The sequence below is a fragment of the Luteimonas sp. TWI662 genome, assembly GCF_039673825.1.
In the GTDB taxonomy this organism is placed as follows: Bacteria; Pseudomonadota; Gammaproteobacteria; order Xanthomonadales; family Xanthomonadaceae; genus Luteimonas.
In genome coordinates this window covers 25,325-39,354 of sequence record NZ_JBDJMI010000030.1, presented here as the reverse complement: position 1 = coordinate 39,354, position 14,030 = coordinate 25,325, and the positions used below count along the sequence as shown (strand labels likewise).

18 protein-coding genes are annotated in these 14,030 nt (G+C 69.1%); 12 read left to right on the top strand and 6 right to left on the bottom strand.

Features of this window, described 5'->3' with window-relative positions; all coding sequences use genetic code 11:
* The coding region (locus ABE488_RS16065) for a transposase (RefSeq protein ID WP_346449327.1) at window positions 1-99 on the top strand (99 nt) is incomplete at its 5' end.
* Between the two features lie 32 nt (window positions 100-131).
* On the opposite strand, the gene ABE488_RS16060 is transcribed toward ABE488_RS16065, so the two are convergent.
* Together ABE488_RS16060 and ABE488_RS16055 are read right to left on the bottom strand one after the other, a co-directional pair.
* A complete protein-coding gene (locus ABE488_RS16060) occupies window positions 132-614 on the bottom strand; it encodes a peptidoglycan-associated outer membrane lipoprotein precursor (RefSeq protein WP_346449421.1) in 483 nt (160 codons plus the stop codon).
* Between the two features lie 139 nt (window positions 615-753).
* Window positions 754-1,212, bottom strand: coding sequence for a hypothetical protein (locus ABE488_RS16055; RefSeq protein ID WP_346449420.1), 459 nt, complete (start codon window positions 1,210-1,212; stop codon window positions 754-756).
* A gap of 82 nt (window positions 1,213-1,294) precedes the next feature.
* On the opposite strand from ABE488_RS16055, the gene ABE488_RS16050 reads away from it, so the two are divergent.
* Entirely contained in the window at window positions 1,295-2,098 is an 804-nt protein-coding gene (locus ABE488_RS16050) for a tRNA threonylcarbamoyladenosine dehydratase (protein ID WP_346444074.1), read from the top strand.
* 12 nt (window positions 2,099-2,110) lie between these two features.
* Here the strand turns inward: ABE488_RS16050 and ABE488_RS16045 are convergent, their stop codons facing one another.
* Together ABE488_RS16045 and ABE488_RS16040 are read right to left on the bottom strand one after the other, a co-directional pair.
* Window positions 2,111-2,881 (bottom strand): TatD family hydrolase, encoded by a 771-nt coding sequence (locus ABE488_RS16045; protein ID WP_346449426.1) that lies wholly within the window; start codon window positions 2,879-2,881, stop codon window positions 2,111-2,113.
* A complete protein-coding gene (locus ABE488_RS16040; RefSeq protein ID WP_346449419.1) occupies window positions 2,878-3,120 on the bottom strand; it encodes a DUF6116 family protein in 243 nt (80 codons plus the stop codon). Before ABE488_RS16040 ends, ABE488_RS16045 begins: the two co-directional genes overlap by 4 nt.
* Window positions 3,121-3,285: 165 nt before the next feature.
* Here ABE488_RS16040 and ABE488_RS16035 point away from each other — a divergent pair, with 165 nt between their 5' ends.
* The 6 genes from ABE488_RS16035 to ABE488_RS16010 all read left to right on the top strand — a co-directional run bounded on the left by ABE488_RS16035 (window position 3,286) and on the right by ABE488_RS16010 (window position 9,161).
* Complete coding sequence (locus tag ABE488_RS16035; RefSeq protein ID WP_346449418.1) at window positions 3,286-4,059, top strand: glycine zipper 2TM domain-containing protein; 774 nt, start codon at window positions 3,286-3,288, stop codon at window positions 4,057-4,059.
* Window positions 4,060-4,183: 124 nt separating this feature from the next.
* Window positions 4,184-5,347 (top strand): acyl-CoA dehydrogenase family protein, encoded by a 1,164-nt coding sequence (locus ABE488_RS16030; protein WP_346444079.1) that lies wholly within the window; start codon window positions 4,184-4,186, stop codon window positions 5,345-5,347.
* A 2-nt stretch (window positions 5,348-5,349) separates the two neighbouring features.
* Window positions 5,350-5,661, top strand: coding sequence for a cupin domain-containing protein (locus ABE488_RS16025; RefSeq protein ID WP_346444081.1), 312 nt, complete (start codon window positions 5,350-5,352; stop codon window positions 5,659-5,661).
* Between the two features lie 19 nt (window positions 5,662-5,680).
* The gene (locus tag ABE488_RS16020; protein WP_346444082.1) at window positions 5,681-6,238 is read left to right on the top strand and encodes a GNAT family N-acetyltransferase; all 558 of its coding nucleotides are present in this window, start codon (window positions 5,681-5,683) and stop codon (window positions 6,236-6,238) included.
* Complete coding sequence (locus ABE488_RS16015; RefSeq protein WP_346449417.1) at window positions 6,235-6,876, top strand: glutathione S-transferase family protein; 642 nt, start codon at window positions 6,235-6,237, stop codon at window positions 6,874-6,876. The genes ABE488_RS16020 and ABE488_RS16015 overlap by 4 nt, the downstream gene beginning before the upstream one ends.
* A 14-nt stretch (window positions 6,877-6,890) precedes the next feature.
* Entirely contained in the window at window positions 6,891-9,161 is a 2,271-nt protein-coding gene (locus ABE488_RS16010) for a thiamine pyrophosphate-dependent enzyme (protein ID WP_346444086.1), read from the top strand.
* A gap of 53 nt (window positions 9,162-9,214) precedes the next feature.
* On the opposite strand, the gene ABE488_RS16005 is transcribed toward ABE488_RS16010, so the two are convergent.
* Window positions 9,215-9,718: an OmpA family protein gene (locus ABE488_RS16005; RefSeq protein WP_346444087.1), complete on the bottom strand. Its 504-nt coding sequence runs from the start codon at window positions 9,716-9,718 to the stop codon at window positions 9,215-9,217.
* A gap of 546 nt (window positions 9,719-10,264) precedes the next feature.
* Window positions 10,265-11,146 carry a folate-binding protein gene (locus tag ABE488_RS16000; protein ID WP_346449416.1) on the bottom strand — a complete coding sequence of 294 codons (882 nt, stop codon included), beginning with the start codon at window positions 11,144-11,146 and terminating at the stop codon, window positions 10,265-10,267.
* A 25-nt stretch (window positions 11,147-11,171) separates the two neighbouring features.
* On the opposite strand from ABE488_RS16000, the gene ABE488_RS15995 reads away from it, so the two are divergent.
* The 4 genes from ABE488_RS15995 (at window position 11,172) to sdhA (ending at window position 14,025) form a co-directional block, all read left to right on the top strand.
* A complete protein-coding gene (locus ABE488_RS15995; RefSeq protein ID WP_346444091.1) occupies window positions 11,172-11,345 on the top strand; it encodes a DUF1674 domain-containing protein in 174 nt (57 codons plus the stop codon).
* An 85-nt stretch (window positions 11,346-11,430) separates the two neighbouring features.
* The gene (gene sdhC, locus ABE488_RS15990) at window positions 11,431-11,820 is read left to right on the top strand and encodes a succinate dehydrogenase, cytochrome b556 subunit (RefSeq protein ID WP_346444092.1); all 390 of its coding nucleotides are present in this window, start codon (window positions 11,431-11,433) and stop codon (window positions 11,818-11,820) included.
* Window positions 11,817-12,230, top strand: coding sequence for a succinate dehydrogenase, hydrophobic membrane anchor protein (gene sdhD, locus ABE488_RS15985; protein ID WP_183425399.1), 414 nt, complete (start codon window positions 11,817-11,819; stop codon window positions 12,228-12,230). The genes sdhC and sdhD overlap by 4 nt, the downstream gene beginning before the upstream one ends.
* 7 nt (window positions 12,231-12,237) lie before the next feature.
* Window positions 12,238-14,025, top strand: coding sequence for a succinate dehydrogenase flavoprotein subunit (sdhA, locus tag ABE488_RS15980; protein ID WP_346449415.1), 1,788 nt, complete (start codon window positions 12,238-12,240; stop codon window positions 14,023-14,025).
* Window positions 14,026-14,030 lie beyond the last annotated feature (5 nt).

The window sequence follows — 14,030 nt, the reverse complement described above, 5'->3', positions numbered from 1 at the left end:
AACACCATCAAGGTCATCAAACGCCGCGCCTACGGATACCGCGATCAGGAGTACTTCTTCCTGAAGATCCGCGCAGCCTTCCCCGGAATTCAGCGATGAACCTTTTTTTTGCGCGCCAAGCAGGGGCCGGGTCAGTAGGCGTAGGCGCGTCCGTTCTGGATGCGAACGGGCGAACCCTCGCGGATGCCGTCCAGATCGCCCTGGCTGACCACCGTCGTGCGGCCGTCCTGCATGCGCACGTGCACGTTGTACTGGCGCGCGCCCTCGACGCGGTTCTGGATTGCGTTGCCGGCCACCGCGCCACCCACGGCGCCCGCGCCGATCGCCACGTTCCGTCGCCCGTGGCTGTCGGTGTTGCGACGCGCAAGCTCCTTGGCCGCGACCGCGCCGACGATGCCGCCGATGATCGGTCCGGCGACATTGGGATTGCGATCACCGCCGACGACTTCGATGCGGGTCACGGTGCCGCAGTCATAGCACTCGCCGCGGCCATAGCCATTGCCGTATCCGCCCCCGTACCCGCCATAGCCCGGCGAGTAGCCGGGTGACGACGCGCAACCGGCCAACGCCATCGAGGCCGCGATCACCGCCGTTCCGATCAGACGAGATTTCATGACAACTCCTAACGTGTAGCGGGCCCGCTGCCCGACACTGCCCACGCTAGGGCCGAGAATGTGAACGAGACAGCAATCCTCCCGGCGTGTCGCCTGCGCGAAGGCTGACGTCCAGTATCGATTCAGCCGCCTCTTCCCACTACCGCAGGTCGCGATGGCATCCGCTGCAGGTCTCGCCGATTACGGCGATGGTCGTGCGCAGACTGGCGCAGTCGCCCGGCGGCGCAGCCAGCGCAGCGTCGAGCGCGCGCCGTGCGGTGTCGGCATGCTCGGCGAACCGGCGATGGTCGCGCAGGTCGGGGAACGCCGGCGCCAGGTCGTCGGACAGGACCCGCAACGCGCGCAGATGGGGGAGCGCGTCGGCCGCCGCGCAACGACCGGCGCTGGCATCGCTCTCCAGGCCCGCCATGTGGGCCTGGTAGAGCTGCATCAGCGCGGTGGGGTAGTGATCCTGCCAGCCCCGCCGGCTCTCGAGTGCGCGCAGCACCACGACGAGTGCGAAGATCCCGACCACCAGGCCGATGCCGAACACCACGGCGTAGCGAGCGGTCGCCGACGGCGGTGTGTGGACGATATGCGGTGGCTCGGGCGTGGACATTGCGCACTCCAGGCGGCGGCGGGGCGGCGCGACCATAGCATCGCGGGGCGTGCCGGGCGGGGAGGGCCGCTAGAATGCGCGCATGGATGAAGACGCACGCGCCCGCTTTTCCGGAATCGAACGCCTGTACGGGCAGGGCGCGGTTGCGCGCCTGTTGCGGCGCCACGTCGCAGTGGTCGGGCTGGGTGGCGTCGGCTCGTGGGTGGCCGAGGCGCTCGTACGCAGCGGCGTCGGCACGCTGACGCTGATCGATGCTGATGATCTGTGCGTCTCCAACACCAACCGCCAGTTGCCGGCGCTCGAAGGGCAGTACGGACGCAACAAGGCCCGCGTCATGGCCGAGCGCTGCCTGGCGATCCACCCGCGTGCGACCGTGCATGCGCTGGAGGACTTCGTCACCCCGACCAATCTCGAAGCGATGCTGGGACGGGGCTACGATCTGGTGATCGATGCTTGCGACAGTTTTCGCAGCAAGGTCGAGCTGATCGCCTGGTGTCGGCGACGCAAGCTGCCGGTCATCACGGTGGGCGCCGCCGGCGGCCGCATCGACCCGACGCTGGTGCGCGTGCGCGACCTGTCGCGCACCGAGCACGATGCGATGCTCGCGCTGATCCGCAAGAAGCTGCGCGCCGAGTTCAATTTTCCCAAGAGCGCGAAGCGTTACTTCGGGGTGCCGGCGATCTATTCGCTGGAGAACGTGCGCTATCCGCAGGCCGACGGCAGTGTCTGCGGTCTTCGCCCGCAGTTGGGCCCCGACGCTGCGCTCAATCTCGACTGCGGCAGCGGCCTGGGGGCGGCCACGCACATCACCGGCGCGTTCGCGTTCGCCGCGGCCGGCAAGGCGCTGGAAGTGCTGTTGCGGCCGGCGGCCGACGCCGCGGCCTGATCGGCGCGGCGGCTAGAGTGGCGGCAGGCCGAACAGCCGCGCGGCGTTGTCGCGCGTCTGCGCGGCCACGATCTCCGGGGGGACGCCGCGCAGGCGCGCGACCGCTTCGAGCACGTGGACCAGGCGCGCCGGCTCGTTGCGCTGGCCGCGGTGGGCGCTGTCGGGCTGGTCGGGGGCGTCGGTCTCGAGCAGCAGGTGTTCGATCGGCATCGTCGCCGCCAGCCGGTGCAGGCGGCGAGCGCGGTCGTAAGTCAGTGGACCACCCAGTCCGATCATGAAGCCACGCTGCCACAGCTGACGCGCCTGTTCGGCACTACCGCCGAAACTGTGCACGACGCCGCGCAGGCCGTCGAACCGCTTGAGCGCGGCGATCACCGGATCGACGGCGCGCCGAGCGTGCACGATTACCGGCAGGTCGTGGGCATGCGCCAGGCGCAACTGGCCTTCGAAGTAACGTGCCTGGACATTGGGATCGAGCCCGTCGACGAAATGGTCCAGGCCACATTCGCCCACCGCCACCGGCCGCTCGCGCACGATCCAGTCGGCCAACGCATCCAGGTCGTCGGGCCGGTGCTGGGCCAGAAACATCGGATGCAGGCCGTAGGCGGGGAACAGGCCTGGATCTGCGGCGCAGATCGCGCGCAAGCCCGGCCATCCGGCACGGGCGACGGCCGGCACCACCTGCTGCACGACGCCTGCCGCCCGTGCGCGCGCCAGCACCGCCGCACGATCCTCGTCGAACTGGGGGGCGTCGAGATGGCAGTGGCTGTCGACCAGCATCAGGGGCGGCGCGCTTGGCCGTCGATCGGCGGGCGCGGATCGGCATGTGCGGGCGCGTCGGGCACGCGCTTGCGTCTGGCCAGCGCGACTGTCGCCAGGCCCAGCAGGACCTCGTCGATCAGGATGATCGGATCGGGCACGACCAGATTGATGCCGAACAGCACGGCCACGACGACGAACAGCCGCGGGTGGCTCAACCGGGACAGCCACGACACGAGCGGAACGGTGAAGGGACTGGGCATCGCGGGCCTCGTGAGGGCGGGGTGCGACACACGCTAGCACGGCGTGCGCACGTCGCGGTTTAGCGCCGGGTCAGCCTGAGTGGGTGGTGTTCGTGTGCCTGTTCAGCTTGGCAATGGTGCAATCACGGCCACGACGTACAGGCCGATGGCCGCAAGGAGATCCCAATGAAAAGCAACACGATCGCGATTGCGCTGGCGTCTCTGCTGGTAGGCGGCGTGGCCGTCGGCGCGTACCACAACAGCCGCGACGGCGCGGGCACCTCCGTCGCAGGCGATGCCGCTGCGGGCGTCGAGGCCCCGCGCGTCGAGGACAAGCTCGACTATGCCGACGTCGTCGCGACCCGCCCGGTCACCGAGACCGAGCAGGTCTACGCCACTGTGCTGGGCAGCGAGCCGATCCGCGAGACGATGACGTCGACCTCGCCGCGTGAGGTGTGCGAGGACGTGGTGGTCCAGGAGCGCCTGCCCGAGCGTGACGGCAACGTGGGGGGCACCGTGGTCGGTGCGCTGGTCGGTGGTCTGGTCGGCAACCAGGTGGGCGGCGGCAACGGCCGCAAGCTCGCGACCGCGGCCGGCGCGACCGCCGGTGGCTTCATCGGCAACCGGATCGACCGCAACCATGTCGGCGGCCGCGTCGTCGAGCGCGTCGACCGCCAGTGCCGCACCGTGCAGGACTCGTCGCAGTCCTCGCGCGTGGTCGCCTACAACGTGACCTACCGCAATCCCGACGGCACCACCGGGTCGATGCGCACCGACAGCAAGCCGGGCAACCGGATCCTGCTGGGTGACGAAGAGAAGACGGTCGGCTACGACGTCACCTATCGCTACGAGGGCACCGAGCACACGCTGCGCATGCGCGAAGCCCCGGGCGAGCGCCTGCCGGTGCTCAACGGCCGGGTGATGACCGCAGCGCTCGACGGCGCGCCCGAGCGCGGCTGAGCACCGCAACCTCGCTGTCTTGCAGGAAGGCCGGCGCATCGCCGGCCTTTTTGCGTCCGGGGGGGCGGCGCCGCGGGCGCGCGGATCGCTACAATGGCCGGCATCCCGCCCAGACCGGACCGCCATGGCCCTGCATCCCTATGATCTGTACGACGTGCGCTCGCTGCTCGATGAAGACGAGCGCGCGGTCCAGGACGCCGTCGCCCGCTTCACCGACGAGCGCGTGCTGCCGATCATCGGCGGTTGCTTCGACGAGGCGCGGTTTCCGACCGAACTGATCCCCGAAATGGCCGAGCTCGGCCTGCTGGGCGCCACGCTGCCGACCGAGTACGGCTGCGCCGGCCTCAACGCGGTCAGCTACGGCCTGATCTGCCAGGAACTCGAGCGCGGCGACAGCGGCCTGCGCAGCTTCGCCAGCGTACAGTCGTCGCTGTGCATGTATCCGATCTTTGCCTACGGCAGCGAGGAACAGCGCCGCCGTTGGCTGCCCGACATGGCCGCCGGCCGGGTCATCGGCTGCTTCGGCCTGACCGAGCCCCACGGTGGCTCGGACCCGGCGAACATGAAGACCCATGCGCGCCGCGACGGCGGCGACTGGGTCCTCAACGGCGCCAAGATGTGGATCACCAACGGCAACCTGGCCGACATCGCGATCGTCTGGGCCAAGACCGACGACGGCATCCAGGGCTTCATCGTGGAGAAGGCCTTCGCCGGCTTCTCCGCCCAGGAGATCAAGCACAAGATGAGCCTGCGCGCCTCGGTCACCAGCGCGCTGTACTTCGACGATGTGCGCGTGCCCGAGGCCAACCGCCTGCCCAACGTCAAGGGACTCAAGGGCCCGCTGGGCTGCCTGACCCAGGCGCGCTACGGCATTACCTGGGGCCCGATCGGCGCGGCGATCGCGTGCCTGGACGAGGCACTGGGCTACTCCAAGGAACGCATTCTGTTCGACCGCCCGGTGGCCGCGACGCAGAGCGCGCAGATCAAGCTCGCCGACTGGGCGCGCCGGATCACCAGTGCGCAGTTGCTCTCGCTGCAACTCGGACGCCTGAAGGATGCCGGCACGATGCAGCCGACCCAGGTCTCGCTGGCGAAGTGGAACAACTGCCGCATGGCGATCGACATCGCGCGTGAAGCGCGCGATCTGTTGGGCGGCGCCGGCATCACGACCGAGCATTCGCCGATCCGCCATGCGCTCAACCTCGAGTCGGTCATCACCTACGAAGGCACCGAGACCGTGCATCAACTGGTCGTGGGGCGCGAACTGACCGGCATCAACGCGTTCTGACCATGCGCACGATCCGGTCTCGCGAGTTCACCGCCGACAGGGCGTGGGGCGCACTGGATGTCGCCGCCATCGAGGGCGCCACCGTCCGTCTGCACTGGACCGATCGTCCGTACCAGTGGCACGTCAATGATGGCGAGGAAGTCTTCGCCGTGCTCGACGGCCGCGTGGAGATGCGCTATCGCCAGGGCGAGGCCGAACACGCAGTCGTGCTCGAGGCCGGCGACCTGTTCCATGCCGGGCAGGGCGATGCGCATGTCGCCCATCCGATCGGCGAGGCGCGCATCCTCGTGATCGAGAAGGCCGGCAGTCTCTGACCCTCCAAGGATGCCCACGATGTCGTCGTCCGCTGCCTCGCCGATCCTCGAAACCGAACGTCTGATCCTGCGTCTGCCCAAGGCCGAGGATTTCGATCGGTACGCCGAACTGTTGGCCGACGAGACTGCGGCGCGCTACATCGGCGGGTGCCAGCCGCGCGCGGCGGCCTGGCGCAAGTTCCTGCAGCAGCCCGGCGCCTGGCTGCTGCAGGGCTTCGGCATGTTTTCGGTCGTCGAGCGCGCCGACGGACGCTGGCTGGGCCAACTCGGGCCCTGGCGCCCGGAGGGCTGGCCGGGCAACGAGATCGGCTACGCGTTCCATCCCGATGCCTGGGGCAAGGGTTATGCGGTGGAAGCGGCCGTGGCGGCCATCGACTGGGCGTTCTCGGCGCTGCACTGGGACGAGATCATCCACTGCATCGATCCAGCGAACATCGCGTCCCAGCAGGTCGCCCGACGACTGGGATCGACCCGGCTGCGCCCCGGTCGGCTGCCGGCACCATTCGAGGACCACCCCATCGACATCTGGGGCCAGACACGCGCGCAATGGCGCGAGCACCGACAGCGCTTCGCATGACCACGATCCACGGCTACTCGCCGTCCGGCAATTGCCACAAGCTGCGGCTGTTGCTCGAACAGCGCGGCCGCCCGTATCGCTGGATCGAGACCGACAGCAGCCGCGGTGCGACCCGCACCCCGGACTACCTCGCCAAGAACCCCAACGGCAAGGTGCCGATGCTCGAGCTCGACGACGGCCGCGTGCTGGTGGAGTCGAACGCGATCCTGCACTGGCTGGCCGAGGGCAGCGAGTTTCTGCCCGACGATGCGTGGCAACGCGCGCAGGCGCTGTCGTGGATGTTCTTCGAGCAGTACAGCCACGAGCCCTGTCTGGCCGTCGCCCGTTTCATCCGGGGCTGGACGCCGCTCGATTCGCCGCGCCGTGCCGAACTGCCGCGCCTGCATGCGCGCGGCGCGCAGGCGTTGGCGGTCATGGAGACGCACCTGTCGGCGCGTCCCTGGTTCACCGGTCCGCGCTATGGCATCGCGGACATCGCGCTATTCCCCTACACCGATGCGGCCGGCGACGGGGGATTCGACCTGTCGCCGTACCCGGCGCTGTGCGACTGGCTGGATCGCGTGCGCGCGACGCCGCGGTTCGTTGCGATGCCGGCGCCCGCGCCCGAACACGCCGCGCTGATCGCGGCTTCCCATTAGCAGGCCCCGACTGCATGTTCGCCACCGTCCCCAACCCGATTCCCGCCCGCATGAAGGGCCTCAACCGCGCCGAGATCTGCGACGCGAACTTCCAGCAGTTCGTCCGTGACTGGCGCGGCCCGGTGCGGACCCGCCCGGCCGATGCCGATGCGGTGCTGCCCGGCAGCGCGCTGGATGCGCGCGGGTTTGTCGAACTGCTCGAGTCACAGTTGATCAGCCGGCATCTGGACCTGATGGCGCGCGTGCTGCGCGTGCAGAACAAGGTCTTCTACACGATCGGGTCCAGCGGTCACGAAGGCAACGCGATGGTCGCGCGCCTGACTCGGCATACCGATCCGGCGTTCCTGCACTATCGCAGCGGCGGCTTCATGGCCGAGCGCTTCCGCAAGCTGCCCGGCATGGACCCGGTGATGGATTCGGCGCTGTCGTTCGCGGCCAGCCGCGAAGATCCGGCCAGCGGCGGCCGCCACAAGGTTTGGGGCAGCAAGCCGCTGTGGGTGCTGCCGCAGACCTCGACCATCGCCTCGCATCTGCCCAAGGCCTTCGGTACCGCGGTCGCGATCGAGCAGGCACGGCGCATCGGCCATGCGCTTCCGGTGCCCGACGACAGCATCGTCGTGTGCTCGTTCGGCGACGCCTCGAGCAACCACGCGACCGCGCAGACCGCCTTCAACGCCGCCGCCTGGACCGCCTACCAGAAGCTCCCGGCGCCGGTGCTGTTCGTCTGCGAGGACAACGGCATCGGCATCTCGGTCAAGACGCCCGACGGCTGGATCGCGCGCAATTTCGCCCAGCGCCCCGATCTGGATTACTTCGCCGCCGACGGCCTGGACCTGGCCGTGGGCTACGGCGAGGTCGAGCGCGCGGTCGCGCATTGCCGGCGCACGCGCCGGCCCACCTTCCTGCACCTGCGCACGACCCGGATCATGGGCCACGCCGGCACCGACTTCGAAATCGAGTGGCGGTCGCTCGAGGAACTGTGCGCGGTCGAGGCGACCGATCCCTTGCTGCGTTCGGCGGCGATCGCGCTCGAGTCCGGGCTGATGAGTGCCGACGCATTGCTGGCGCTGTACGAGGACACGCGCGCGCGCTGCTTCGCCGCTGCGCACGATGCCGACAGCCGGCCGCGGCTGGAGACCCTGGCCGAGGTCATGCAGCCGCTGGCGCCGTATTCGCCGGCCCAGGTCCAGGCCGAGGCCACGCGCTACGCGCACGCCGCCGGGCGTGCAGCGGTGTTCGGCGGCGAGGCCAAGCTGCCCGAAGCGCAGCCGCCGCGGCACCTGGCGATCCAGATCAACCAGGCGCTGCACGACCTGTTCGCCAAGTATCCCCAAGCGCTGCTGTTCGGCGAGGACGTGGCGCAGAAGGGCGGCGTGTACACCGTCACCAAGGGCCTGCAGAAGGCCTTCGGCCCGCGCCGGGTGTTCAACACGCTGCTCGACGAGACAATCGTGCTCGGGCTGGCGCAGGGCTACGCCAACATGGGGCTGCTGCCGCTGCCCGAGATCCAGTATCTGGCGTACTTCCACAATGCCGGCGACCAGATCCGCGGCGAGGCGGCGAGCCTGCAGTTCTTCAGCAACGGCCAGTACCGCAACCCGATGGTCATGCGCATCGCCTCGCTGGGCTACCAGCGTGGCTTCGGCGGCCACTTCCACAACGACAACTCGATCACCGCGCTGCGCGACATCCCGGGCCTCGTCGTCGGCTGCCCGTCGCGCGGCGACGACGCGGCGACCATGCTGCGCACGCTGGCCGCGCTGGCGACGGTCGACGGCCGGGTCTGTGCGTTCCTCGAACCGATCGCGCTGTACATGACCAAGGACCTCTACGAACCCGGTGATGGCGGCTGGCTGACCGCGTATCCGCCGCCGGACCAGGCGATGGCCTTCGGCGAGGAACGGGTGTATGCGCCCGAGGCGACCGATCTGCTGGTGCTGACGTTCGGCAACGGCGTGCCGATGAGCCTGCGCGCGGCGCGCACGATCGAGGCCGAGCGTGGCTGGCGCGTGCGCGTGGTCGACCTGCGCTGGCTGTTGCCGCTCAACGAAGGCGCGATCGCACGGCACGTGGCCGAATGCGATCGGGTGCTGGTGGTCGACGAGGGGCGGCGCAGCGCCGGCGTGGGCGAGGGCATCGTGACCGCGATCACCGAGGCGGGCTTCGGCGACCGGCCGCTGCGCCGGGTGGTCGGGGCCGATACGTTCACGCCGCTGGCCGGCGCCGCGTTCCTGGTGATCCCGTCGGAGGCCGACATCGTCGCCGCCGCGACGGCCATGGCCTGAAACGATGAAGGGCCGGCGCGGTGCGCCGACCCTTCGTGGCGGTGCAGGTCCGGTCAATCGGTGAAGCGGGCCCGGACCTCGACGCGGCGGTTCGGTGCCAGGCAGGCGATCAATGCCTGGCCGCGCTCGCTGCGGCACTCGACCACCGGCTCCACGTCGCCGCGCCCGACTGCCGTGATCCGGTCGGCAGGCACGCCGTGCTCGACCAGATACGCGCGCACCGCTTCGGCCCGCTGGTTGGACAGCCGCAGGTTGCCCTTGGCGTTGCCGATGCGGTCGCTGTGGCCGATGACGTGGACGATGTCCAGCCGGTGCGCGCTGCCCGAGAGCCGGGCGGCGATTGCGTCGAGTGCGGCGCGCCCGTCGGGGCTGAGGTCGCCGATGCCGGCCTTGCCGAACGCGAACAGGCCATCGGCGTCGAGCTTCTCGATGAAGGCGCTCGACGGCGCGGGCGACTGCGGTGCCGGCGCCTGCGTCTCGGGTGTGGACGAGCAGGCCGCCAATGCGAGCGAAACAACGGACGCGGCGAAGGCCGCGGACAAGCGAGTGCGCTTCATGACATTCCCTTTGAGCTTTCCAGTTCCCCTGCCACCGGACCGCAGCCGGTCCGGCGACTGCCTCGACATTCCCCAGCGCTTGCGCGCCCTGTCAGCGGCCGAGCATAGCAGCCGCGTCGGGCATGAAAAGGGGAAGGCTTCTCCAATGTGCGAGACGGGAATCCCACTTCGGATAGGCAGCGGCCTGTCAGCCGGAAGCCGCTCTTCCCTCGGTCAGGGCCGCTCGCGGTCCGGCCACGCGAAGCACGCGCGGCGTTCGCATGGCTGCGCGGCATGCCGCGCAAGCCATCCATGCTCACCCTGTCCTGACTCGGGTGCGCGCCCGCTCCGCTTCGCGGATCGGTCCGGCCCGGCGCAGCGCGCCGGGCGTTCGCTCGCTCGCGCGGCATGCCGCGCAGGCAGAGCTGGCTCATCCATGGCGCGCTTGACGCGGCCACCGGCCGCCAGTCCGCTGCTTCACTCTGACTTCAGACGGAAAAGACAGGTCCCTTCGTCTCAGTGCGTCGCGCTGGTAAGCGGATAGACGCTAAAAAGACAGGCAGACGCTCAGCGCGCCAAGCCTTCGCACAGTGGTACGGCCGTCACTGGATGTGTATCGAGGGCCAGTGACGCAGGTCCCAGATCCAGTGGCAGCACCGCAAGCTGGACCTGCGTCGAGACCGCGACGAGCCGACCGACCGGCGCGCCATCGGCGGCGACGTCCTGGCCGGTCTGTGCGGCATCGGCCCCCTGCAGCGCGACCAGGCCGCGCTTGCTCTGGCCCAGGAAATGCGTCCGCGCCACGATCTCCTGACCCGGGTAGCAGCCCTTCTTGACGCTGTAGGCCTGCAGGCGGTCGAGCGAGAGTTGCTGCGGCGTCCAGCGATCGAACTCGCTGGCGGCCAGCCGCGGCAGCCCGTGTGCCAGGTCGATCGCACGCCACCGCGCATCGGCTTCGCTCTGGAACGCGGCATCAGGTTCGGGTGTCGTGGCCGTGTCCGACTCAATCGGCTGCAGGCGCAAGGTGCGTGGCTGCGACGGCACGCCCAGGTCCAACTCCGCCGTCTGGCCATCGAATGCGGCCTGGGCGCCGCGTGCGGCCGACGGGGCGGCGAACCGGCCTGTGGCCGCAGTGCCCGCCATCGCGATCGCGACCTTGCTGCGGAACACGAATCGTTTCAGCGCATCGGCGAACGTGGCGGGGTCGGCGTCGTGCAGGACGACATCGAGCGTCTGCGCGTCGCGGCGCAGCAGCGCGAACAGGGCGAGGAGGCGGCCCTTGGGCGTCAGCCAGCCGCTCCATTGCCACTGGCCGTCGGCGAGCGCGGACACGTCGTTCATGAATTGGGCCTGGGCGAATGCGAGTGCATCGCGGCCCGATAGCCGCAGCACGTGCAGGCCGGAGAGGGCGAAATCCGCGTCGGGCAGGGGATGTGGCTTGTTTACCATGGGTGTGGGAACTAAAATTGAACGGATGATCACCCCGGACATCATAGGCGACGACGCGGCAACGCCGCGGTCGGAACCGGCGGTCACGCCCGTTCCGGCACCCGAGCCGGAGCCAGCGGTCGAGATCGGGGGCCGTGACGGCCTCGATCCCACCCGTTACGGCGACTGGGAAAAGAACGGCCGCTGCATCGATTTCTGATCGCCGCCGCATCGCGTTGGCGATAGCGGCCCTGTGTACCACCAGCCACGCGGTGCGACGCCGCCAGCGAGGAGACCAGCCAGCGATGGCACATTCCAACCGTCCTCTGTCGCCGCATCTGCAGGTCTATCGACCGCAGATGACGTCGACCATGTCCATCCTTCACCGCATCACCGGCATTTCGCTGGCGGTCGGTGGCATTTCCCTGGTGTGGTGGCTGATGTCCATCGCCGCGGGCGGCGAAGCCTACGAGTTCGCCTCGCGGCAGTGGGCCTCGCCGATGGGGCTGATCTTCCTGTTCGGCTTCACGCTGGCGCTGATCTACCACCTGCTCAACGGCATCCGCCACCTGCTGTGGGATGCGGGCTGGGGCTTCGAGATTCCCAAGGCCTATGCCTCGGGCTACGCGGTGTTCGTGGTCGGCTTTCTGATCACCGGCATCATCTGGTTCTTCGGCCTGCGGGGTGCGGCATGAGCGGTGGTGGTGGAGAGACCTCGCGCGCAGTGCCGCTGCGCACGCCGGTCAAGCGGGCCCAGGGCCTGGGCTCGGGCAAGTCGGGCACGACGCACTTCTGGAAGCAGCGGGTCACCGCGATCATCCTGGTGCCGCTGGTCGTCTGGTTCGTGCTGACGCTGCTGTCGCTGGTCGGCGCGGAGTTGGACACCGCACGCGCGATCATCGCCCGGCCGTGGAACGCGATCCTGTTCTCGATCTTCCTGGTCACGCTGTTCTGGCACGCCAAGCTCGGCCTGCAGGTCGTGATCGAGGACTATGTGCACAAGCGGTCCTTCGAGCTGGCCCTCCAGCTGCTCGTGACCTTCCTCTGCGGGCTGGGCGCCATCGCCTCGCTGTACGCGATCGCCCGCATCGCCTTCACTGCCTGAGTCCGTGATGACCGCTTACCCGATTACCGAACACAAGTACGACATGATCGTCGTCGGCGCCGGCGGCGCCGGCCTGCGCGCGACCTTCGGCCTGGCCCACAAGGGCCTGCAGACCGCGTGCCTGACCAAGGTCTTTCCGACCCGCTCGCACACCGTCGCCGCCCAGGGCGGTATCTCGGCCGCGCTCGGCAACATGGGCGAGGACGATTGGCGCTTCCACTTCTACGACACCATCAAGGGCTCGGACTGGCTGGGCGATCAGGACGCCATCCAGTACATGTGCCGTGAGGCGATCCCGGCGATCATCGAGCTCGAGCACCAGGGCGTGCCGTTCTCGCGCACCCAGGAAGGCAAGATCTACCAGCGGCCGTTCGGCGGCATGACCACGCATTACGGCCAGGGCATCGCCCAGCGCACCTGCGCGGCCGCCGACCGCACCGGCCACGCGATCCTGCACACGCTCTACCAGCAGTCGCTCAAGCACGATGCGCGCTTCTTCGTGGAGTATTTCGCGCTTGACCTGATCATGGACGAGGAGGGCGCCTGCCGCGGTGTGCTCGCACTCGACATGGCCGAGGGCACGTTGCACCTGTTCCGCGCCCAGGGCGTGGTGCTGGCGACCGGCGGCTACGGCCGCGCCTACTTCTCGGCAACCTCCGCGCACACCTGCACCGGCGACGGCGGCGGCATGGCGCTGCGCGCCGGGCTCGGCCTGCAGGACATGGAGTTCGTGCAGTTCCACCCCACCGGCATCTACGGCGCGGGCTGCCTGATCACCGAGGGCGTCCGCGGCGAGGGCGGCATCCTGCGCAATGCCAGCGGCGAGCGTTTCATGGAGCGCTATGCGCCCAATGCCAAGGACCTGGCCTCGCGCGACGTGGTCAGCCGTTCGATGACGATGGAGATTCGCGAAGGTCGCGGCGTCGGCGAGCACAAGGACCACATCCACCTCGACCTGACCCACCTCGACCCGGCCGACATCCACAAGAAGCTGCCCGGCATCGCCGAGAGCGCGCGGATCTTCGCCGGCGTCGACGTGGAGAAGCAGCCGATCCCGGTCATCCCGACCGTGCACTACAACATGGGCGGCATCCCGACCAACTACCACGGCGAAGTCGTGCAGCTGAAGGATGGCAATCCGGATGCGGTCGTGCCCGGCCTGTACGCGATCGGCGAAGCGGCCTGCGTATCGGTGCACGGCGCCAACCGCCTGGGCTCGAACTCGCTGCTCGACCTGGTGGTGTTCGGTCGGGCGGTGGCCAACCGCTGCGCGGAGACGATCAAGCCCGACGCGCGCCACAAGCCGCTGCCGGCCGATGCCTGCGACAAGTCGCTGGCGCGTCTGGACAAGCTGCGCAATGCCAAGGGCGACACCGCGACCGCGGTGATCCGCGACCGCATGCAGCGCACGATGCAGAACGACGCGGCGGTGTTCCGTACCAGCGAGACGCTCAAAGAGGGCGTGGACAAGATCCGCGAGATCCACGCCTCGTTTGCCGACGTCAAGGTCAGCGACCGTTCGCTGGTCTGGAACTCGGACCTGATCGAGACGTTGGAGCTGGAGAACCTGTTGGGCCAGGCGCTGGTGACGATCGTCTCGGCCGAGAACCGCAAGGAATCGCGCGGCGCGCACGCCCACGAGGACTACCCGGACCGCGACGACGAGAACTGGCACAAGCACACGCTGTGCTGGGCGGACGAGGCCGGCAACACCAAGATCGACTACCGTCCGGTGCATATGTACACGCTCGACGACGAAGTCGAAGTCGTGCCCCCCAAAGCACGCGTCTACTGAGCCGG

Excerpts from the sequence above, each read along its gene's own strand:
- ABE488_RS16060 (WP_346449421.1), bottom strand. The coding sequence starts at position 614 with ATGAAATCTCGTCTGATCGGAACGGCGGTGATCGCGGCCTCGATGGCG.
- ABE488_RS16055 (WP_346449420.1), bottom strand. The coding sequence starts at position 1,212 with ATGTCCACGCCCGAGCCACCGCATATCGTCCACACACCGCCGTCGGCG.
- ABE488_RS16050 (WP_346444074.1), top strand. The coding sequence starts at position 1,295 with ATGGATGAAGACGCACGCGCCCGCTTTTCCGGAATCGAACGCCTGTAC.
- ABE488_RS16040 (WP_346449419.1), bottom strand. The coding sequence starts at position 3,120 with ATGCCCAGTCCCTTCACCGTTCCGCTCGTGTCGTGGCTGTCCCGGTTG.
- ABE488_RS16035 (WP_346449418.1), top strand. The coding sequence starts at position 3,286 with ATGAAAAGCAACACGATCGCGATTGCGCTGGCGTCTCTGCTGGTAGGC.
- ABE488_RS16030 (WP_346444079.1), top strand. The coding sequence starts at position 4,184 with ATGGCCCTGCATCCCTATGATCTGTACGACGTGCGCTCGCTGCTCGAT.
- ABE488_RS16025 (WP_346444081.1), top strand. The coding sequence starts at position 5,350 with ATGCGCACGATCCGGTCTCGCGAGTTCACCGCCGACAGGGCGTGGGGC.
- ABE488_RS16020 (WP_346444082.1), top strand. The coding sequence starts at position 5,681 with ATGTCGTCGTCCGCTGCCTCGCCGATCCTCGAAACCGAACGTCTGATC.
- ABE488_RS16015 (WP_346449417.1), top strand. The coding sequence starts at position 6,235 with ATGACCACGATCCACGGCTACTCGCCGTCCGGCAATTGCCACAAGCTG.
- ABE488_RS16010 (WP_346444086.1), top strand. The coding sequence starts at position 6,891 with ATGTTCGCCACCGTCCCCAACCCGATTCCCGCCCGCATGAAGGGCCTC.
- ABE488_RS16005 (WP_346444087.1), bottom strand. The coding sequence starts at position 9,718 with ATGAAGCGCACTCGCTTGTCCGCGGCCTTCGCCGCGTCCGTTGTTTCG.
- ABE488_RS16000 (WP_346449416.1), bottom strand. The coding sequence starts at position 11,146 with ATGGTAAACAAGCCACATCCCCTGCCCGACGCGGATTTCGCCCTCTCC.
- ABE488_RS15995 (WP_346444091.1), top strand. The coding sequence starts at position 11,172 with ATGATCACCCCGGACATCATAGGCGACGACGCGGCAACGCCGCGGTCG.
- sdhC (WP_346444092.1), top strand. The coding sequence starts at position 11,431 with ATGGCACATTCCAACCGTCCTCTGTCGCCGCATCTGCAGGTCTATCGA.
- sdhD (WP_183425399.1), top strand. The coding sequence starts at position 11,817 with ATGAGCGGTGGTGGTGGAGAGACCTCGCGCGCAGTGCCGCTGCGCACG.
- sdhA (WP_346449415.1), top strand. The coding sequence starts at position 12,238 with ATGACCGCTTACCCGATTACCGAACACAAGTACGACATGATCGTCGTC.